16 protein-coding genes are annotated in these 21,070 nt (G+C 61.8%); 6 read left to right on the top strand and 10 right to left on the bottom strand.

The genetic code is table 11. The annotated features are described in order from the left end of the window. Window positions 1-86: 86 nt before the first annotated feature. On the top strand, window positions 87-1,469 hold the full coding sequence (locus AB7828_RS28200; RefSeq protein WP_441231782.1) for a leucyl aminopeptidase family protein: 1,383 nt from the start codon (window positions 87-89) through the stop codon (window positions 1,467-1,469). Then, entirely contained in the window at window positions 1,462-2,313 is an 852-nt protein-coding gene (locus AB7828_RS28195) for a C40 family peptidase (protein ID WP_441231781.1), read from the top strand. The genes AB7828_RS28200 and AB7828_RS28195 overlap by 8 nt, the downstream gene beginning before the upstream one ends. Here AB7828_RS28195 and AB7828_RS28190 read toward each other — a convergent pair. The 7 genes from AB7828_RS28190 to AB7828_RS28160 form a co-directional block, all read right to left on the bottom strand. Then, window positions 2,297-2,953, bottom strand: coding sequence for an NUDIX domain-containing protein (locus AB7828_RS28190; protein WP_441231780.1), 657 nt, complete (start codon window positions 2,951-2,953; stop codon window positions 2,297-2,299). The genes AB7828_RS28195 and AB7828_RS28190 overlap by 17 nt on opposite strands. Before the next feature lie 6 nt (window positions 2,954-2,959). Then, window positions 2,960-4,597 (bottom strand): ABC transporter ATP-binding protein, encoded by a 1,638-nt coding sequence (locus tag AB7828_RS28185; RefSeq protein ID WP_441231779.1) that lies wholly within the window; start codon window positions 4,595-4,597, stop codon window positions 2,960-2,962. A 9-nt stretch (window positions 4,598-4,606) separates the two neighbouring features. Then, complete coding sequence (locus AB7828_RS28180) at window positions 4,607-5,785, bottom strand: ABC transporter permease (RefSeq protein WP_441231778.1); 1,179 nt, start codon at window positions 5,783-5,785, stop codon at window positions 4,607-4,609. Then, complete coding sequence (locus AB7828_RS28175; protein ID WP_441231777.1) at window positions 5,785-6,891, bottom strand: microcin C ABC transporter permease YejB; 1,107 nt, start codon at window positions 6,889-6,891, stop codon at window positions 5,785-5,787. Before AB7828_RS28175 ends, AB7828_RS28180 begins: the two co-directional genes overlap by 1 nt. 1 nt (window position 6,892) lies before the next feature. Beyond that, window positions 6,893-8,749, bottom strand: a complete 1,857-nt coding sequence (locus AB7828_RS28170) for an extracellular solute-binding protein (RefSeq protein WP_441231776.1) — start codon at window positions 8,747-8,749, stop codon at window positions 6,893-6,895. Between the two features lie 14 nt (window positions 8,750-8,763). Beyond that, complete coding sequence (locus tag AB7828_RS28165) at window positions 8,764-10,665, bottom strand: extracellular solute-binding protein (protein ID WP_441231775.1); 1,902 nt, start codon at window positions 10,663-10,665, stop codon at window positions 8,764-8,766. Between the two features lie 234 nt (window positions 10,666-10,899). Further along, window positions 10,900-11,448 (bottom strand): c-type cytochrome, encoded by a 549-nt coding sequence (locus AB7828_RS28160; protein WP_068736206.1) that lies wholly within the window; start codon window positions 11,446-11,448, stop codon window positions 10,900-10,902. A 208-nt stretch (window positions 11,449-11,656) separates the two neighbouring features. On the opposite strand from AB7828_RS28160, the gene AB7828_RS28155 reads away from it, so the two are divergent. Both AB7828_RS28155 and AB7828_RS28150 read left to right on the top strand, forming a co-directional pair. Further along, window positions 11,657-12,397 (top strand): 3-deoxy-manno-octulosonate cytidylyltransferase, encoded by a 741-nt coding sequence (locus tag AB7828_RS28155; protein ID WP_089261562.1) that lies wholly within the window; start codon window positions 11,657-11,659, stop codon window positions 12,395-12,397. A gap of 45 nt (window positions 12,398-12,442) precedes the next feature. Further along, a complete protein-coding gene (locus AB7828_RS28150) occupies window positions 12,443-13,291 on the top strand; it encodes a prephenate dehydratase (RefSeq protein ID WP_068736325.1) in 849 nt (282 codons plus the stop codon). Window positions 13,292-13,300: 9 nt separating this feature from the next. On the opposite strand, the gene AB7828_RS28145 is transcribed toward AB7828_RS28150, so the two are convergent. The 3 genes from AB7828_RS28145 to AB7828_RS28135 form a co-directional block, all read right to left on the bottom strand. Further along, on the bottom strand, window positions 13,301-13,711 hold the full coding sequence (locus tag AB7828_RS28145; RefSeq protein ID WP_093759237.1) for a YciI family protein: 411 nt from the start codon (window positions 13,709-13,711) through the stop codon (window positions 13,301-13,303). A 78-nt stretch (window positions 13,712-13,789) separates the two neighbouring features. After that, window positions 13,790-14,233: a VOC family protein gene (locus AB7828_RS28140; protein ID WP_175365659.1), complete on the bottom strand. Its 444-nt coding sequence runs from the start codon at window positions 14,231-14,233 to the stop codon at window positions 13,790-13,792. 42 nt (window positions 14,234-14,275) lie between these two features. Beyond that, entirely contained in the window at window positions 14,276-15,292 is a 1,017-nt protein-coding gene (locus AB7828_RS28135; RefSeq protein WP_184513991.1) for an LLM class flavin-dependent oxidoreductase, read from the bottom strand. A 410-nt stretch (window positions 15,293-15,702) separates the two neighbouring features. Between AB7828_RS28135 and metF the strand changes: the two genes are divergently transcribed. Beyond that, on the top strand, window positions 15,703-16,602 hold the full coding sequence (metF, locus tag AB7828_RS28130) for a methylenetetrahydrofolate reductase [NAD(P)H] (RefSeq protein WP_441231774.1): 900 nt from the start codon (window positions 15,703-15,705) through the stop codon (window positions 16,600-16,602). Between the two features lie 4 nt (window positions 16,603-16,606). Continuing rightward, entirely contained in the window at window positions 16,607-20,452 is a 3,846-nt protein-coding gene (gene metH, locus AB7828_RS28125; RefSeq protein ID WP_441231773.1) for a methionine synthase, read from the top strand. The last annotated feature ends 618 nt before the right edge of the window (window positions 20,453-21,070 follow it).

Genomic DNA, 21,070 nt, shown 5'->3' with positions numbered 1-21,070 from the left:
AGACCGCGCCATATCCTCCCATACCGTCGCTTGACGCCCTTTGTGCTTCGGGTGTCATTGCCGCTCCCCTTCGCGAGATTCCGCATATGCATTCCGCCTTCGAGACCGCTGCCGCCGCATCCGCCATACCGATCACCTTCGCGACCAAGACGACCTGGCCCGAAATCAGCGCGGCACTCCCCGCGCGGGCGAGAGCTTTCGCCGCGGCCAACGGTTTTGCGGCGAAACCCGGCGCTTGGCTGGCGTTGCCGACGGAAGATGGCGCAATCGCCCAGGTCATCTTCGGGCTGGAAGACGACGGCGCGATCTTCCGCGACCTGTTCCGCCCGGGGCAATTGCCCGGCCTGCTGCCACCGGGCACCTACCGTTTCGCCAACGCACCGCACGACACCCGCCTCGCCGTGCTCGCTTTCGCCCTCGGCAGCTATCGTTTCGGCCGTTATCGCAAGAATGATGAGCCCAAGGTGAAGCTGGTGCCGCCTGAGGGCGTCGATCTCGCCGAGATCAGCCGTATCGCCGAGGCCGCAGCACTGGCGCGCGATCTCATCAATACGCCGTCGAACGATATGGGACCGGAAGAACTCGCCGCGGCCGCCAGGGATCTCGCCGGGCGTTTTGGTGCAGACTTCAACTGCATCGTGGGCGACGACCTCGTGCAACAGAATTTTCCGTTGATCCACGCCGTGGGCATGGCCTCGACGCGCGCGCCGCGGCTGATCGATTTCTCCTGGGGTGATCCGTCGCATCCGAAGGTGACGCTGGTCGGCAAGGGCGTCTGCTTCGACACCGGCGGCCTCGACCTCAAGCCATCGAGCGGCATGCTGATCATGAAGAAGGATATGGGCGGCGCCGCCAATGTTCTCGCGCTGGCGCTGATGGTAATGGACGCCAAGCTGAAAGTGCGGCTGCGCGTGCTGATCCCTGCTGTCGAGAACGCCGTGGCCGGCAATGCCTTTCGTCCGCTCGATATTTTCAAATCGCGCAAGGGTCCGACGGTCGAAATCGGAAACACAGACGCCGAAGGTCGCCTGGTGCTGGCCGATGCGCTGGCCTATGCCGACGAGGAGAAACCGGACCTGCTGGTCGATCTGGGCACACTGACCGGCGCTGCACGCGTGGCGCTCGGACCCGATCTGCCGCCCTACTACACCAACGACGAGACGCTGGCACTCGACGTCGCGCGCTGTGCGAAGGAGCAGAACGATCCGCTCTGGCGACTGCCGCTCTGGGCGCCCTACGATGCCTGGCTCGACTCCAAGGTCGCCAATATCAACAACGCACCATCAGGCGGTTTTGCCGGCTCGATCACCTGCGCGCTGTTTCTGCAGCGTTTCGTCGAAGCCGCGAAGAGCTGGCTGCATGTCGATATCTATGGCTGGACGCCATCGGCGAAACCGGCGCGCCCCGAAGGGGGCGAGTGCCAGGCCGCACGCGCAATCTATCAGCTCTTGAGCCAACGCTATGGATAAACGAGATCCCAGGCTCACACCCTCGCGACCAGACGTGGCCGCGCGATATCTTGAAGGTCAGGTCGAGGCCGCGCGCTTCGTCGACGGCGAAGAATTCGAGGTTGCCGATGGCGTCGCCTCCATGCGGCTCCAACCATTCTCCGGCGCAGAAATGAATACGCAGGCCTTGAAGGGCGAGCGCTTCACCATCTACGACCGCAACGACGAAGGCTGGGCCTGGGGCCAACTCAATGGCGACGGCTATGTCGGCTGGCTCTCGGATCTCGCACTCTATCCACCCGGGCCGACGCCAACACACAAAGTGACCGCGCTCCGGACGTTCCTTTTCCCTGGGCCCTCCATCAAGCTGCCGCCGACAGATACGCTGCCGCTCGGCGCGCGCCTGGCCATCGTCAAGATGACCGACGCGTTTGCGATAACCAATGCCGGACATTGCGTACCGCGGCGGCATGTCGCGGAGATCGATGCGTTCGAGACCGATTTCGTTGCGGTCGCCGAGCGCTTCGTCGGCACCCCCTATCTCTGGGGCGGCAAGAGCAGCCTCGGTATCGATTGCTCGGGGCTGGTGCAAATCGCACTAACCGCCGCGGGAACCGGATGCCCCCGCGACAGCGACATGCAGGAGAGCGGCCTCGGCCGCGCCTTGTCAGACGCCAAGATGCGGCATCTGAAGCGCGGCGACCTGATCTTCTGGAAGGGCCACGTCGCCATCGCCCGCGATGCCGACACAATCGTGCATGCCAATGCGCATCACATGGCAACGGCCATTGAGGACACGAAAGGCGCCATTGCGCGGATCAGGGCGGCCGGCAGCAATGTCACGAGCATCAAACGGCTGGACTAGGCACCGCGCGCTCGTAATAGTCCTGCAGTCGGTCACGATGTAGCGCCAACCACTGTAGGGCACTCACCATTAGGCCATTGTGAATTACACCGCTATCCAGCGCCGCGATCGCGTCGTGGATGGAGACCACGAAGGGCCGCGTATCCTCAGTCTCTCCGACGAGGCCGCCCCGAACAGGCACCCTGCTGCTGTCGACGAAGCCGAGAAAGAACGTGATATATTCGTCGGTGCAGCCTGGCGTCGGCAGCACGCTATAGAGTTCAAACAAACGCTGCGGCGTTACGCCGATCTCTTCCGCGCATTCTCGCGCAGCGGCGGCGAGCGGCGTTTCATCGCCATCGATCCGCCCGGCGACGATCTCGACCATCTCGCCACGCCCCGTGGCCAGATGCGCCGGCAAACGGAACTGGTGGATCAGTACGATCTTGCCGCGCTCCAGATCGATGGGAATTACTGCTGCCACCTTGCTCGCACGCAGCACGTCGCGCTGCTGCCGCAACGTCTCATCGTCCGCGCGAATGATCGCGATATCGTAGCGCTCGTAGGTCATGAAGCCGCGTCCGACCACCGTCGGAGCCGAGACAGCGACATCGGCAGCACGGTCCGTAATGGTGGGACGGTGATCGTTGTCTTTCGTCATCGTGTCCTACTGCGCAGCATCTCCGCCCGGTGCCGTTTCGATCCTGAACGCTGCGGCAAACAGCGCGCGGGTGTAATCGCTCTTCGGATTCTTGAACAGATCTGCAGCCGGGCCCTCTTCGACCACCTTGCCGTGCCGCATCACGATGAGGTGGCTCGCTAGTGACGCGACCACGCGCAGATCGTGTGAGATAAACAAATAAGTGAGATCGCGCTTGCGCTGCAGCTCGCGCAGGAGGTCCACCATCTGCGCCTGGAACAACATGTCGAGCGCGCTGGTCGGCTCGTCCAACACAACGAAGCTTGGCTCCAGCACGGCTGCGCGCGCGATGCTGATGCGTTGGCGCTGGCCGCCGGAGAACTCATGCGGATAGCGGAACCGCGTCTTGGGATCGAGCCCGACATCCTGCAGCGCCTTGACGACGCGCGTCTCACGATCCTCCGACGAAAGAGACGGCTGATGCACGCTGAGCCCCTCGGCGACAATATCGCCGACTGACATACGCGGCGACAGCGCCCCGAACGGATCCTGAAACACGATCTGCATGTCGCGCCGGATCGGCCGCATGTCCTTGAATTGCAAACCCTGAATGTCCTTGCTGAGGAACACGATCGGCCCCTGCGAGGAAATCAGCCGCAGCAGCGCGAGCCCTAACGTCGTCTTGCCCGAGCCGGACTCACCGACGACGCCCAGCGTCTCGCCCTGCCGCACTTGCAGGCTGACGCCGTCCACCGCTTTTACATGGCCCACCGTCTTGCGCAGCAAGCCTCGCTTGATCGGGAACCAGACCTTGAGACCGTCCGTCGACATCACCACCGGCGCTTCCGGCCGCGGCGGCGCAGGATCAGGCTTCGGCTCGGCTGCGAGTAGCGCCTTGGTGTAGGCATGCTGCGGCGACGTGAACACCTGCTCCACCGGCCCCTGCTCGACGATCTTGCCATTGTTCATGACGCAGACGGTGTCGGCGATACGACGGACAATGCCGAGATCGTGGGTGATGAAGAGGAGGCTCATGCCGAGCCGCTGACGAATATCGGCCAGCAGAGCGAGGATCTGCGCCTGCACCGTGACGTCCAGCGCCGTGGTTGGCTCATCAGCGATCAACAGATCCGGCTCGTTCGCGAGTGCCATCGCGATCATCACGCGCTGGCGCTGTCCGCCAGACAGCTGATGCGGATAGCTGGCGAGCCGCGTCTCCGGATCGGGAATGCCGACTTGCGTCAGCAATTCCAGCGTTCGTTCGCGCGCCTTGCTGCCGCGAATGCCGTTATGGAGTTGCAGTATCTCGCCGATCTGCGCACCGATGGTGTGCAGCGGATTCAGCGAGGTCATCGGCTCCTGGAAGATGATCGAGATATCGTTGCCGCGGATGCCGCGGATCTCGCGCTCCGACATGCTCAGGAGCTCATGGCCCTTGAAGCGGATATGGCCGGACGGATGTGATGCCGTCGGATAGGGCAACAGTCGCAGGATCGACATGGCGCTAACGGATTTGCCCGAGCCGGACTCGCCCACAAGCGCCACGCACTCGCCCCGTTTTATCTCGAACGACACCCTGTCGACCGCGACCGATGTATTGCCGCCATGGTGGAACGCGACCGAGAGATCGCGCACATCGAGCAGCGGCTGGTTGATGGCATCCATGCTGCGGCCCTACCTGAACGTCTTGCGCGGATCGAAGGCATCGCGCACGCCCTCGCCGATGAAGATCAACAGCGACAGCATGATCGCCACCGCAAAGAAACCGGTGAAGCCGAGCCATGGCGCCTGCACATTGGCCTTGCCCTGCGACAACAGCTCGCCGAGCGACGGCGACCCCGGCGGCAGACCGAAGCCGAGGAAATCCAGCGCGGTCAGTGTCATCACCGAGGACGAGACGATGAACGGCAGGAACGTCATGGTCGCGACCATCGCGTTCGGCAGCAGATGCCGAATCATGATCTTGGCGTTGGATACGCCCAGCGCCCGCGCCGCCATGATATATTCGAAGTTGCGACCGCGGAGGAATTCAGCGCGCACGAGACCGACCAGCGATACCCATGAAAACAGCAGCAGGATGCCGAGCAGCACGAAGAAGCCGGGCACCAGAACCGATGACAGGATCAGCAGCAGATAGAGCGACGGGATCGCACTCCAGATTTCGATGAAACGCTGGAACGCCAAATCGACCCAGCCGCCGAAATAGCCCTGCACACCGCCTGCGGCGATGCCGATGATCGACGAGACAATGGTGAGCGCGAGGCCGAACAGCACCGAGATGCGGAAGCCGTAGATTAGCCGTGCGACGACATCGCGGCCCTGATCGTCAGTGCCGAGCCAGTTATATTCGAGATCGCGGCAGCTCTTGAGACCCTTCTTTTCAACCACCGGCTTGCACTGTTCCTCGGTGAGCATCCATGTCGGTTTAGACGGCGCAGGCGTCGGCAGATCAAGATTATGCGTATCGTAGGAATAGCGGATTAGCGGCCAGAGGATCGTACCGTTCTTCTCGGCAATCAGTTTCTGCAGGAAGGGGTCGCGATAATCGGCGGCCGTCTCGAAATCACCGCCAAAAGTCGTTTCCGAATAGGTGACGAAAGCCGGGAAATACATCTTGCCGTCAAACTTGATGAAGAACGGCCGGTCATTGGCGATCACCTCGGCAAACAGCGAGATGAAGAAGAGGAACAAGAAAATCCAGAACGACCAGTAGCCACGGCGATTGGACTTGAAGTTCTGCCAGCGACGCTGGTTGAGCGGCGAGATGCCGAGCGGGTGACGCGACGGCGGCACGGCTTCGCCGAGCGGCAAATGCGTGGTGCTTTCCACAGGAAGGGGCGCGGTGATGGTCATCAGACTTCTCGCGCCTCAAAGTCGATCCGCGGATCGATCCACATATAGGCCAGATCGGACAAGAGATTCACGACGAGACCAACCAGCGAGAAGATGAACAGCGTGCCGAACACCACGGGATAATCGCGGTTCAGCACGCTCTCGAAGCCGAGCAGGCCGAGGCCATCAAGAGAGAAGATCGTCTCGATCAGCAGCGAACCCGAGAAGAAAGCGTGAATGAACGCACCCGGGAATCCTGCGATGACGATCAGCATCGCGTTACGGAAGATGTGATTGTAGAGCACCTGCCGCTCGTTGCAGCCTTTGGCGCGCGCCGTCATCACATATTGCTTGCGGATCTCGTCGAGGAACGAGTTCTTGGTCAGCAGCGTCATGGTGGCGAAGGCACCGAGCACCATCGAGATCAGCGGCAGCGTCATGTGCCAGAAGTAGTCGATGATCTTCCAGTACCACGGGAACTGGCTCCAGCCGTCCGAGGTCAGACCGCGTAGCGGGAAGATGCTCCAGAACGATCCGCCCGAGAACAAGATTATCAGCAGGATCGCAAACAGGAAGCCGGGAATGGCGAAACCGACAATGATGACGGCCGAGGTCCAGGTATCGAAGCGCGAGCCGTCCTGCACTGCCTTGCGAATGCCGAGCGGAATCGAGATCAGGTAGGTGATCAACATCATCCAGATGCCAAGCGACATGGAGACCGGCAGCTTCTCCTTGATCAGCTGCAGCACTGTCGTGTCACGGAAGTAACTCTTGCCGAAATCGAAGCGGGCGAAGTTCCACAGCATCAGCGCAAAACGTTCCGGCGCCGGCTTGTCGAAGCCGAACTGCTTTTCAAGGCTCTTGACGAAATCCGGATCGAGCCCCTGCGCGCCGCGATATTTCGAGTTCACTACGTCACCCGCAGCACCGGGCTGCGCGCGGTTGCCGAAGTCGCCCCCGGACGAACCGGAAACGCGCGACGCGCCGGTGTCGGCGCCGCTAAGCTGCGCGATCACGCGCTCGACGGGGCCACCGGGCGCGAATTGCACCACCACAAAGGAGACGAACAAAATTCCCAGCAGCGTGGGAAACATCAGCAGCACGCGCCGTGCGATATATGCGCCCATGCTATTTGGCCTGCTCGCTTGAAGGTTTTACGGACGCCCACCACAGATCGGGAGCACCGACGCCGATATATTTCGGCAGATTTGCGGGATGGCCGAACACATCCCAATAGGCCACGCGATGCGAGGCCGCATACCATTGCGGCACCCAGTAGCGGCCGGCGCGGATGACACGATCCAGCGCTCGCGCCGCGAAAACCAGCTTGGGGCGCGTATCGGCGGCGATGACTTCGTTCATCAGGGCATCGACCACAGGATCGGAAATGCCGGCGAGATTGTTCGAGCCCTTGGTCGCTGCCGACTGCATCGAGAAGAACGAACGCAGCGAATCACCGGGAATGGTGGAAAAGCTGAAACGTTCGATGGCTGCATCGAAGTCGAAATCGTCGCGGCGTGCGCGGAATTGCACGGGATCGACAAGGCGCACACTGGCCTCGATACCCAGCGTGCCGAGATTCTTGATATAGGGCATGTGATGCGCCTGGAAAGCAGGCTCATCAAGCAGAAACTCGATCTTGAACGGCTCACCCTGCGCCGTCATGCGCTTGCCGTCCTTCATTGCGCAACCTGCGTCGTTCAGGAGCTGGATGGCCTTGCGCAGCAGCGCACGGTCCTGACCTGATCCATCCGATGTCGGTGGCAGATAGGGCGCTCCGAAAACCTCGGCCGGCACCTTGTCGCGGAATGGCTCCAGCAATGCGATCTCTTCCGGCGACGGCGCACCAGTCGCCATCAGGTCAGAGTTCTGGAACGGCGACACCGTGCGCACATAGGCGCCATACATGATGGTCTTGTTGGTCCATTCGAAATCGAATGCATTGCCCAGCGCCTCGCGCACGCGCGGATCCTTGAACTTGGCGCGGCGTGTGTTGAGGAACCAGCCCTGCGCACCGGACGGTGTGTCGTCGGGCAGCATCTCCTGCTTGACCCGGCCATCCTTCACCGCCGGGAAATCGTAACGCGTGTTCCAGATGCGCGAGGTGAACTCCTCGCGATACAGATAATTGCGACCGGTGAAGCCTTCGAAAGCCACGTCGCGGTCGCGATAGAAATCGAACCGCACCGTATCGAAATTGTAGCTGCCCCGGTTGACCGGAAGGTCTGCGCCCCACCAGTCCTTCACGCGGTCGAATTCGATGTAACGCCCGACCTCGAAGCGCCCGACCTTGTAAGGCCCGCTACCGAGCGGCGTCTCCAGCGACGTCTCATCGAATGCGCGCTTATCGTAATAGGCCTGCGAGAAAATCGGCATGCCTGCAACGAACAACGGCACGTCGCGGCCGCGTTTCTCGGCGAAGGTCACCACCAGCGTCACGTCATCGACAGCCTCGGCCTTCACCATATCACGCATCTGCTGCGTGATGATGGGGTGGCCCTTAGTCTTAAGCGTCGTCAGCGAGAACGCCGCATCGCGCGCGGTGAGCTTGCTGCCATCGTGGAAGCGCGCTTCCGGCCTCAAAGTAAAACTGTAAGTCAGACCATCGGCAGAGATCTGCACGGACTTCGCGACCAGCCCATACATCGCGTCTGGCTCGTCGCCCGCGCGCACCATCAGCGGGGCGAAGGTCATGCCCATGCCCTGCGCGCCGTCGCCTTTCAGAACATAGGCGTTCAGCGAATTGAAGGTCTGGAACGATTGGTTGAATGCACGGCTCGACGGCACCGTCGAGAAGGCGCCGCCCTTCGGCGCCTTGACGTTGACGTAGTCGAAATTCGGAAAATCGGCCGGATATTTCAGATCGCCAAAGGCGGAGATGCCGTGGGCTTCGCTCGGCGCTTGCGCCAAAGCGGGGCTGAAGCGTGACGCCGCGATAGCGCCGATCCCGAGACCCAGCACGTGCCGACGATTGAGCTGCGCCATGCGCGATGTGCTCCTCAAGAGCGCTTGCCGATCTTTGCGGCCTTGTCGGCGTCGTACCACCAGATGGCTGGGAAACCCGACTGCCCGTATTTCGGCGGCTCAGGCGGACGACCGAAGCGATCCCAGCGCGCGGTGCGGACCTTGTTGTAGGTCCATTGCGGCACCACGAAGTTGTTCCACAGCAGCACACGATCCAGCGCCTTGGTCGCAGCGACGAGATCGTTGCGGTCCTTGGTGAAGATCACGCGATCGATCAGCTTGTCGATCGCAGGATTCTTGATGCCCACGATGTTGCGCGAGCCGGCCATATCGGCTGCCTGCGAGCCCCAGAATTCACGCTGCTCGTTACCAGGCGACAGCGACTCCGGCCAGGACGACACGACGATGTCAAAATCCCAGGTCCGCAGCCGGTTCTCATATTGCGTGGCATCGATGGTGCGGACCGACACGCCGATGCCGAGACGTTCCAGCGACGGCTTGAAGAACAGCATCACGCGCTCGAAAGAGGGATCCTCACCGAGCAATTCCAGCTCAAACGGCGCACCGGTCTTGGCATTGACCAGTTTGCGATCACGGACTTCGTAGCCCGCTTCCTTGAACAATTGTAGCGCTTCGCGAAGATTGCTGCGCACATTTTCAGCACTGCCACCGACCGGATTCGTATAGGGCTTGGTGAAAACCTCCGGCGGCACTTCGGCACGCACCGTCTCCAAAATCTCCAGCTCCTTGCCTTCCGGCAGACCTGACGATGCCAGTTCGGTGCCATCGAAATAGCTGGAGATGCGCTTGTACTGGCCGAAGAAGATCTGCTTATTCATCTCCTCGAAGTCGAACGCATAATTCAGCGCGCGGCGAACGCGCGGATCCTTGAACTTGTCGCGGCGGATGTTGAGCCCGAAGCCCTGCATGATGCCCGACGAGCGGTTGAGGAATTCTTCGAGGATAACGCGCTTCTCGGCAACTGCAGGAAAGTCATAGGCCGTCGCCCAGTTCTTGGCGCTGTTCTCGGTGCGCCAATCCACCTGATCGCCCTTGAAGGCTTCGAGCGCGACGGTACCGTCACGGAAATACTCGTAGCGCAACTCATCGAAATTATTGCGACCGACATTCACGTTGAGGTCGCGGCCCCAATAGTCTTTCACGCGCTCCACCGACACCGAACGGCCCGGCACGAACTCCTTGATGCGATAGGCGGCGCTACCGAGCGGCGTCTCAAGCGTGGTGCTGCCGATGTCGCGCTTGGCGCCGGAAGCATTGGTGCCTTCCCACCAATGCTTGGGCAGCACGGTGAGCTGGCCGACGATCTGCGGCAGTTCACGGTTGCCGGGCGCATCGAAGGTGAACTTGATCTCGCGCTCGCCGACCTTCTCGGCCTTCACCACATGGCGGTAATAGGCAGAATATTGCGGGTGATATTTCTTGAAGGACTCCAGCGAGAAGATCACATCCTCCGGGGTCACCGGCTTGCCATCATGCCACTTGGCATTCGCCCGCAACCGATAGGACACCCAGGAGTAATCCTCGGGATGGCTGACGGCTTCCGCGAGCAGGCCATATTCGGTCGAGACCTCGTCCAGCGATCCTGTCGTAAGGGACTCGTAGATCAGTCCGACGGCACCGGCGATGTTGCCCTTCACGCCGGCCACCGCGATGTTGAAATTGTCGAAGGTGCCGATGGCGATCTGGCGGACGGTGCCGCCCTTGGGAGCTTCCGGATTGACGTAGTCGAAGCGCTTGAACTCCGCCGGATACTTGATCTCCCCGAACAGGGACAGCGCGTGGCGCCACTCTGCACCTTTAGCAGGAGACTGGGCACTTGCTGCGTCGATGACGGAGAGGCTGCCGGCACCACCGATGACAGGGGCAAGTGCGGCGAAGGCGCTGGTCTGGAGAAGGCGGCGTCGGGAAATCGTCAATGTGCTGAATCCTGTGAACCGAAGCAGTCTATTAGAACGGTCATATAAGGCGAGGGTTCGACCGATTATGCCGGCTTTTCCGCAGGATACCACCCGTCACGCTGGTTGCATCCTAACGCGTTGCGGCCAAACGTCCCGCTTAAGCTTTGGTAATGCAGATACGAAAACGGCCAGGCTGAGCCTGGCCGTTTAATCGATGATAAATTACCAAGGAACAGCGTTACGACACCGTCCTCATTTCGCTGCAGTGGGCAGCGGCACCGGCTTATCGGCGAGAGTTGCGAGATAGGCGATCACGTCGGCGCGCTCGCTATCCTTTTGAATGCCGGCGAAGCCCATGGCCGTGCCCGGTACGGTGCCCTTCGGATTGGCGATGAACTTGTTCAGCTCCTCGAAGGTCCAGGTGCCGCCCTTGGCCTTCATGCCCGCCGAAAAGTTGAACCCGGCCTTGCCTTCGCCCACCTTCTCATTGACGACGCCGAACAGGTTCGGGCCAACACGGTTCGGACCGCCCTTTTCGAACGTATGGCAGGCGGCGCACTTCTTGGCTGCGGTTGAGCCCTTCTCGACCGAAGCCGTCTGCAGCAGCTTCTCGATCGGTTCGGACGGCGCGGCAGCGGCCTTGGCACCGCCGGCGGCCTCTTCCTTCACGGCGATATCAAAGCCGGGCTTTTCCATATGCTTCGGTGAAAACACAGCCTGGGCGGTGAAATTCGTCACCATCAGAACCAGGCAGGTGCCGAGAATGGCGCCCATAATCTTGTTGAGTTCGAAGGAGTCCATAGTCGAAAAGCCCCACGCCGTTTTAGGTCATTGGAAGGCCGCTCCAACGGCCTCGACACACTCAGGAATCACGTTCCTGCGGCCCTCAGGCCTGCCGTTTTGAGATAACGGTTTGCCCATCCTCTGGCAACCCGTATAAACGCCGCGCCCTTTGATGTGCATCATACTTTTCGGGGGGAAGATCACTGGAATCCAAGCCGATTTTGACATGACAGACACACGCACCCTGGTGCTCATTCCCGCCCGCATGGCGGCCACCCGCCTGCCCGGCAAGCCGCTGCTCGATATTGGCGGGCTGCCGATGATCGTGCATGTGGCGCGACGCGCCAAAGAGGCCGGTCTGGGCCGTGTGGCCATCGCCACCGATACGGCCGACATCGCGGACGCCGTTAAAGCTCACGGTTTCGAGGCGGTCATGACCTCCCCGGACCATCCATCAGGGTCCGACCGGATATTTGAGGCCCTGTGCAAACTGGACCCGGCCGGGCACGTGCAGACCATCGTCAATGTCCAGGGCGACCTGCCCACTATTCCGCCGGGCGACATTAGCGCCGCGGTCCGCCTGCTCGACGACCCCGCGGTCGACATCGCGACCCTGGCGACCGAGATCCACAAGGATGACGAACATACCAATCCGAGCGTGGTGAAGCTGATCGGCTCGCCAGCCGGACCCGACAGGCTGCGTGCGCTGTATTTCACCCGAGCCACGGCGCCCTATGGCGACGGGCCCCGCTACCATCACATCGGGCTTTATGCCTATCGCCGCGCCGCGCTCGAAGGCTTCGTCAAACTCGCGCCGTCGACGCTGGAGCTGCGCGAAAAGCTCGAACAGCTCCGCGCACTGGAAGCCGGCATGCGGATCGACGCCGCCATCGTCGATAGCGTCCCGCTCGGCGTCGATACGCCCGCGGATCTCGAAACCGCCCGCCGGCTACTGGCAAAAACCTGAGTGACTGATACAAGGCCCGCCATGACCATTCCCAAAAATCAGATCATGAAGATCGCATTCCAGGGCGAGCCCGGCGCCAATTCCCATATCGCCATCGTCGAGGCGTTTCCGAATGCCGAGCCCCTGCCCTGCGCCACCTTCGAGGATGCGCTGGCCGCGATCACCTCGGGCGAGGCCGATCTCGGCATGATCCCGATCGAGAACTCGATTGCCGGCCGCGTCGCCGACATCCATCATCTGCTGCCGCAGTCGGGCCTGCATATCGTCGGTGAGTGGTTTCTGCCCATTCACCACCAGATGATGGCGCTGCCCGGTGCGAAGCTCACCGACATCAAGACGGTGGAAAGCCACGTCCACGCGCTCGGCCAGTGCCGCCGCATCATTCGCAAGCTCGGCATCAAGGCCATCGTCGCCGCCGACACCGCCGGCTCGGCCCGCGCGATTGCCGAACGCGGCGACAAGAGCTGCGCCTCGCTGGCCTCACGGCTCGCGGCAGATATCTACGGGCTCGAAATTCTCGCCGAGGACGTCGAGGACGAGGATCACAACACCACGCGTTTCGTCATCCTTTCCAAAGACGCCAAATGGGCGCCGCAGGGCTCCGAACCGCTGGTCACCAGTTTTGTATTCCGCGTCCGCAATCTTCCTGCGGCGCTCTACAAGGCACTCGGCGGCTTCGCCACCAACGGCGTCAACATGACCAAGCTGGAAAGCTACATGGTCGACGGTGAGTTCTTTGCCACGCAGTTCTACGCCGATGTCGACGGCCATCCGGATGACCGCAACCTCGCTTTCGCTCTCGAAGAGCTGAAGTTCTTCTCACGCGAATTCAGGATCGTCGGCGTCTATCCGGCGCATCCTTTTCGCGCGACCTTCGGCGAACCGACCTCGTAACCGGCAAGCTCAGGACGACGCCGGCCGGACGTGATCGGTCAGCGCATGCGTCGCCGCCATGGGCGATCCGGGCAGAAATAGCTGAACCGGACGGATTTCATAGACCGCAGTCGGATTGACGCGGCGCAGATCGCGCGCGGTTGCGACGGCGTCCTCACGGGTCGCACAATCGACGACATAGAAGCCGAGCAACTGCTCCTTGGTCTCGGCAAAAGGACCGTCGATGACCACGCCGGCACCAGGTCCACGCAGGGTGAACGCGCCCTTGGTGCCGCCCAGCCGCGCAGCCGGCCCCATCCGGCCGTCGGCCGTCAGCTTCTCGTGAAGCTCATGAAGATTGGCCATCACTGCAGTGTCTTCGTCGGCCGTCCACGACACGACGACGTCTTCGACGTGATAGGCCAGGATTGCATAGAGCATAGGTTTTACCTCGTGTGGTGACGGCGCCGATCCAAGGACGTGTCGGTAGTCCCGATCCCGACATTGCCTTTCGAAACTTTACGACGCCTCGCAAATTGACGCATCCACCGCAACCAACTCGACGATATTGCCGTCAGGATCGGTGACGTAAATGGAGCGCCAACCGATCCATCGGTGTTCGTAGGTGTTCGGCTTGAAACCCGCCTTCGTCAGGGCATCGAGAGCAGGCTGATAGTCCGATAACGCAATCTCCAGCGCAAGGTGATGCAGAGTGGGTGCCCGCAAATCGGGAGCGGACCATTTCGTGTCGTCACGATTGGACGGCTGATCGGCCCTGAAAAGGCCGATAATCCGGTGATGGCCTTCAAAGCCATCCTCCACCTTGAGAAACACGATCCGATCGTCGAAGGCGCGCAGCAGACTGAGACCAAGGACATCTCGATAGAAACTGACCGCCCGCGGCATATCGCTGACACGCAGAACAACTTCGCCAAGGCCACGCGGTGTTACCAGAGGCGCCATCATCCCCTCCCATTGTCGCGGCGCTCGCTAACCTCGCTGCGCCTAGGCTGCTGCTCTCTGCAATTGAAATACATCCGCCAACAGATCATAGGACCGCTTCCGCGCCTCATGATCATACATCGCGGTAATGACCATCAACTCATCGGCCTGGCATTCGCTGATGAGCGGCTGCAGCTTTTCCAAGACTGTTGACGGACTGCCGACGAACAGCCGTGAACGATTGCGCGCGATCTTCATCTTTTCGCTGTCGCTATAAGGATAGGCCAGCGCCTCTTCGACGCTCGGCAGCGGCGCGTATTCGCCGCGGTCACGACGAAGGCGATTGAGGTCGGCTGACGACGCCAGCCGCTCGGCCTCGGCATCCGTCTCCGCACAAATCACTGCGACAGCGAGAATCGCATGCGGTGCCTGCCGCCAGCTGGAGGACTTGAAGCGCGCGCGGTAATGCACCATCGCGTCGGCGGCGTCGTGGGATGCAAAATGGTGGGCGAAAGCGAAGCCCATGCCGACCTGCGCAGCCAGATCCGAACTGTAGTCGCTGGACCCGAGCAGCCAGAGCGGCGGCAGTGGCACGTCATTCGGCATCGCCACAACGTTGTTATAGGGATGACCTTCCGGGAATTGCCGCGTCTCCCACAGCACCAGCTCGCTCAGTCGCTCAAGGAAATCATCGCCCTCGCGGCCGGCGAGACGGTTGCGCAACGCATAGGCTGTGGCCCCATCAGTGCCCGGCGCACGGCCAAGGCCGAGATCGATCCGGCCGGGAAACAGCGCCTCCAGCATCTTGAAGCGCTCAGCCACCATCAGCGGCGCATGGTTCGGCAGCATCACACCGCCGGAGCCGACCCGGATATGCTGCGTTACCGCCGCGATCTGCCCGATCATGATCTCCGGCGCCGGACTCGCGACCGATGCCAAATTGTGGTGCTCGGCCAGCCAGTAGCGGACATAGCCGAGGCGATCGGCATGTTTGGCCAGATCGATGCTGTTGCGGAGCGCGCCCGCGGGCGGCGTGCCTGACGTGACGACCGAGAGGTCGAGAATGGACAATGGGATCATGGCGCCAAGCTAGTGCCTGCGCTGGAGAGGGCAAAGAGCGTTTTGGGCCACCGACGCCTCCCCCAAACGCCGACGGCAGCAAGGGCCGCCTCTCGTGGGACGAATTCTGATATAAGAATAATTACACGACATCTGCCCACTTACACCTTCATAGATCGAGGTGGCTCGATTGGCTATTTAAAGCCATATTCTGGTAGTTTTGCGGGAAACCTGCGCTGCCCACTTATATTCCAACGAGGGAAATTACGCGAGATATCTGCCCTTAGTTGGGCCAATTCCCACCCTAAAACCGCTCCAGATGGGCTATTTCAGTCACCGACCATAGCCTATCTTTGTGCAGTGCAGCCAAAGCCCCCCGGGCTTGGCGCCAGAGACAACCGGTACCGCTTCATGCGGTGGAGTTCGACGCGATGACCGAGATCAACCCGGCCACCCCCACCAAGCTTCCCAATATCTCCTTCGAGTTCTTCCCGCCGAAGACCGAGGAGATGGACCGCACCCTGTGGGACACCATTGAGCGCCTGGCGCCGCTGAACCCGTCCTTCGTGTCGGTGACCTATGGCGCCGGTGGGTCGACGCGCGAGCGCACCCACGCCACCATCGTCCGTCTGCTCAAGGAGACCGCCCTCACCCCGGCGGCGCATCTGACCTGCGTCGGCGCGCCGAAAAGCGAAATCGACGATGTCGTGACCCGCTATCATGAGGCCGGCGTTCGCCACATCGTGGCCCTGCGCGGCGATCCGACCACAGGCATCGGCACGGAATATATACCGCACCCCGACGGTTACAAGACCTCCGCCGATCTGGTCGCCAGCATCCGCAACCGCTATCCCGATATCGACGTCACCGTCTCCGCCTATCCGGAGAAGCATCCCGAGAGCGCCGACTTCGATGCGGACATCGATACGCTAAAGGCGAAAGTCGATGCCGGCGCGACCCGCGCCATCACCCAGGTGTTCTTCGATAACGACCTGTATTTCCGCTACCTCGACAAGGTCCGCGCCCACGGCATCGATATCCCGGTGCTGCCCGGCATCATGCCGATGCATAATTTCAAGCAGGCGAGAGCTTTCGTCACCCGCGCCGGCACCACGGTGCCATCCTGGCTCGCCGCCAAGTTCGACGGCCTCGATAACGATGCCGAGACACGCAAACTGGTAGCCACCACCGTGGCCGCTGGCCAGGTGCAGAAGCTCGCCAAGCAGGGCGTCTCCGATTTCCATTTCTACACGATGAACCGCGCCGATCTCGTTTTCGCCATTAGTCACCTGTTGGGCTTCCGGCCGAACGGCGCGCAGAAAGCTGCCTGATCTCATGTCCGCACCCGTTTCGCCGAAGCGTACCGAACTGCTTGCCGCCGCTGCCGAGCGCATTCTCGTGCTCGACGGTGCCATGGGCACTATGATCCAGGGTCTGCAATTCGACGAGGCCGCATTCCGCGGTGAGCGCTACAAGAATTTCCACCGCGACCTCCGCGGCAACAACGACCTGTTGATCCTGACGCAGGCCGACGCCATCGAGGACATCCACGCGCAATATCTGCGCGCCGGTGCCGACATCGTCGCCACCAACACCTTCTCCTCGACCTCGATCGCGCAGGCCGATTACGACCTGCAGGACATCGCCTATGAGATGAGCCGCGAAGGCGCGCGTCTCGCCAAGAACGCCGCGATCACCGTCGCTGCCGAGGACGGCAAGCCGCGCTTCGTCGCCGGCGCCATCGGCCCGACCAACCGCACCGCCTCGATCTCGCCGGATGTCGCCAATCCCGGCTATCGCGCGGTGACCTTCGACGATCTGCGCATCGCCTATAGCGAGCAGATCAACGGTTTGCTCGACGGCGGCGCCGACCTCCTGCTGGTTGAAACCATCTTCGACACGCTGAACGCCAAGGCGGCGCTCTATGCCATTGCCGAAATCTGCGAGGCGCGCGGCATCGACGTGCCCGTGATGATCTCCGGAACCATCACCGACAAGTCCGGACGCCTGCTGTCCGGCCAGATGCCCGAAGCGTTCTGGAATTCGGTGAAGCACGCCAGGCCAGCCACCATCGGCTTCAACTGCGCGCTCGGCGCCGAAGACCTGCGCGCGCATATCGCCGATATCGGCCGCGTCGCCGATACCCTCGTCTGCGCCTATCCGAATGCCGGCCTGCCCAACGAATTCGGCCAGTATGACGAGAGCCCGGAATTCATGGCGGGGCTGATCGGCGAGTTCGCTGCCAGCGGCCTCGTCAATGTGGTCGGCGGCTGCTGCGGCACCACGCCGGATCATATCGCGGCCATCGCCAAGGCCGTCGCGCCGCACAAGCCGCGCGTTGTACCGGAGATCGCACCGCTCCTGCGCCTGTCAGGTCTGGAGCCGTTCGAACTGACCTCGGCGATTCCCTTCGTCAATGTCGGCGAGCGCACCAACGTCACCGGCTCGGCTAAATTCCGCAAGCTGATCACCGCCGGCGACTACACCGCCGCGCTGCAAGTGGCGCGCGACCAGGTCGAGAACGGCGCGCAGGTCATCGACGTCAATATGGACGAAGGCCTGCTGGATTCCGAGGCGGCGATGGTCGAGTTCCTCCATCTGGTCGCCTCCGAGCCGGACATCGCCCGCGTGCCGGTGATGGTCGACTCGTCGAAATTCAACGTCATCGAAGCCGGCCTGAAATGCGTTCAGGGCAAGCCGATCGTCAATTCGATCTCGATGAAGGAAGGCGTGGAGAAGTTCATCCATGAGGCCAAGATCGCGCAGCGCCATGGCGCCGCCGTGGTCGTCATGGCCTTCGACGAGGTCGGCCAGGCCGACACGTTCGCGCGCAAGACCGAGATCTGCAAACGCGCCTACGACATTCTGGTCAAAGAGCTGAACTTCCCGCCGGAAGACATCATTTTCGATCCGAACATCTTCGCCATCGCGACGGGCCTCGAAGAGCACAACAATTACGGCGTCGACTTTATCGAAGCGACACGCTGGATCCGCCAGAACCTGCCGCATGCGCATATTTCCGGCGGCGTCTCCAACTTGTCCTTCTCGTTCCGCGGCAACGAGCCGGTACGCGAAGCGATGCATTCGGTGTTCCTGTATCACGCCATCAAGGCGGGCATGGATATGGGCATCGTCAATGCCGGCCAGATGATCGTCTATGACGACATCGATCCCGAACTGCGCCAGGTCTGCGAGGACGTCATCCTCAACCGCGATCCCGGCGCCTCGGAACGGCTGCTCGAACTCGCCGAGAAATTCCGCGGCCAGACCAAGCAGGCCAAGGAACAGGACCTCACCTGGCGCGAATGGCCGGTGGAGAAGCGGCTGAGCCACGCGCTGGTGCACGGCATCACCCAATATATCGACGAGGACACCGAAGCCGCGCGCCTGACCGTGGCGCGCCCGCTGCATGTCATCGAGGGCCCACTGATGGCCGGCATGAATATCGTCGGCGATCTGTTCGGCGACGGCAAGATGTTCCTGCCGCAGGTGGTGAAGTCGGCCCGCGTGATGAAGCAGGCGGTGGCTTACCTGATGCCGTTCATGGAGCAGGAGAAGGCCGACAACCTTGCTGCCGGCATCACCGGCGATGGCCGCAAGAATGCCGGCAAGATCGTGCTCGCGACCGTGAAGGGCGATGTCCACGACATCGGCAAGAACATTGTCGGCATCGTGCTCCAGTGCAACAATTTCGAGGTCATCGATCTCGGCGTCATGGTGCCGGCCTCGAAGATCATCGATACCGCCAAGGCCGAAGGCGCCGACATCATCGGTCTGTCCGGCCTGATCACGCCGTCATTGGACGAGATGACGTTCCTGGCCGGCGAGATGGAACGGCAGGGTCTGAAGATGCCGCTGCTGATCGGCGGCGCGACGACCAGCCGTGTGCATACAGCGGTGAAGATCGATCCGAACTACCGCGCTGGCGCCGTTGTGCATGTCAACGACGCCAGCCGCGCCGTCGGCGTCGCCTCGTCGCTGCTGTCGCCTGAGAAAAGCGTCGCCTATGCGGCCGAGGTGCGCGCCGATTATGCGAAGATCTCCGCGGCGCATTTCCGCGCCCAGCAGGACAAGAAGCGGCTGTCGCTCGTCGCAGCGCGCGCCAACGCGCATGTCGCGGACTTCAGCAAGACGGTGCGCAAGCCGACCTTCCTGGGCATCCGGACTTTCAGCGATTATTCGCTCGAAGAGCTTGCTGCCTATATCGACTGGACGCCGTTCTTCCAGACCTGGGAACTGTCCGGCCGTTTCCCAGGCATCCTTACCGACAGCGTGGTCGGCGAAGTCGCGACGTCGCTCTATGCCGATGCGCAGAAAATGCTCAAGCAGATCGTCGAAGAGAAGTGGTTCACGGCGAAGGCAACCATCGGCTTCTGGCCGGCCAACGCCGTGGGCGACGACATCCGCCTCTATGCCGATGACACCCGCTCAACCGAGATCGCGACGCTCTACACGTTGCGCCAGCAGCTCGAGAAGCGCGAGGGCCGCTTCAACGCAGCGCTCTCCGACTTCATCGCGCCGAAGACCTCGAATGTGCCGGATTATATCGGCGGCTTCGTCGTCACCGCGGGCATCGGTGAGGACATCATCGCCGATCGCTTCAAGAACGCCAATGACGACTACTCGTCGATCCTGTGCAAGGCACTGGCCGACCGTCTCGCCGAAGCCTTTGCAGAACGCATGCATGAGCGCGTGCGCAAGGAGTTCTGGGCCTATGCGCCGGACGAGAACATCTCGACTGACGACCTGATCCTGGAGAAGTATCAGGGCATCCGCCCTGCGCCCGGCTATCCCGCACAGCCCGATCACACCGAGAAGGCGACGATCTTCAAATTGCTCGATGCGGAGAACACTGCGGGCGTAACACTCACCGAAAGCTACGCCATGTGGCCGGGCTCGTCGGTGTCCGGGCTCTATTTTAGCCATCCCGAGAGCTATTATTTCGGCGTCGGCAAGATCGAGCGCGATCAGGTCGAGGAATATGCCGCGCGCAAGAACATGAGCGTGGCCGAGGTGGAACGTTGGCTGGCGCCGGTGCTGAACTACATTCCGGGTGCCGGTGCCGAGCCTGCGCCGGTCGCCGTACCCGCGCCTGCCAATGACGAACTCGCGACCCATCCGCCGGGATGTAACTGCGCGGTGCATTTGATGTATCGCGGCAAGAAGGTCGGCGTGAAGTAGCGCTTTGCAAGTCGCAGAATGTGCTTGTCAAACAGCCAAGCTCTCGCATTCTCGCGGCGCTTGCGCGTCCGAGGTGTGAGCAGTGCCCCCTCGAAACATGAGGGGTGGCGGCGCGCCGTGAGGCGCAAAGGGTGGTTTTATCGCGATCCGCTCCACCGGAACGCCGGCAAGCTGCAACCGCGCAACGCCTCACGGCGCGCCACCGCGGCGATTTCTGTCCCCGGGACCGTTCTTCCAGGCAAAGGCGCAGAGCTCCGCACTCCGCTGATCCCGACGGTTTCCCGCCGTTCACCAATGCCACGTCCAGCCAGCATGAGTGGCAGACCCCCGTAGTGGGGTCGGACGGTGACCCAGGGCCTCCCGAGTGCGCGGGGTACGTCACCCCACACCCGCAGGCGCCGCATCCCTGTCCCACTTCAAGACGCCTCTAGAAGCGCCCCTCGCGAACGGGATAAAAGGCATATAGACCTATATAGGATTTTCGTCAATATGGCGCGAGGGATTATTTTCTCTCTACAACCGCCGCGACGAATTCCGGTCCCGGCAAAGTTATCGTTTCAATCCCGTGGCGACGGAACGATCAGGAAGGCCGCAGCTTGTCGTATGCGCAATATTTGC

Source organism: Tardiphaga sp. 215_C5_N2_1, assembly GCF_052076055.1.
Lineage (GTDB): Bacteria > Pseudomonadota > Alphaproteobacteria > Rhizobiales > Xanthobacteraceae > Tardiphaga > Tardiphaga robiniae.
This window is presented reverse-complemented; position numbering and strand designations above follow the sequence as displayed.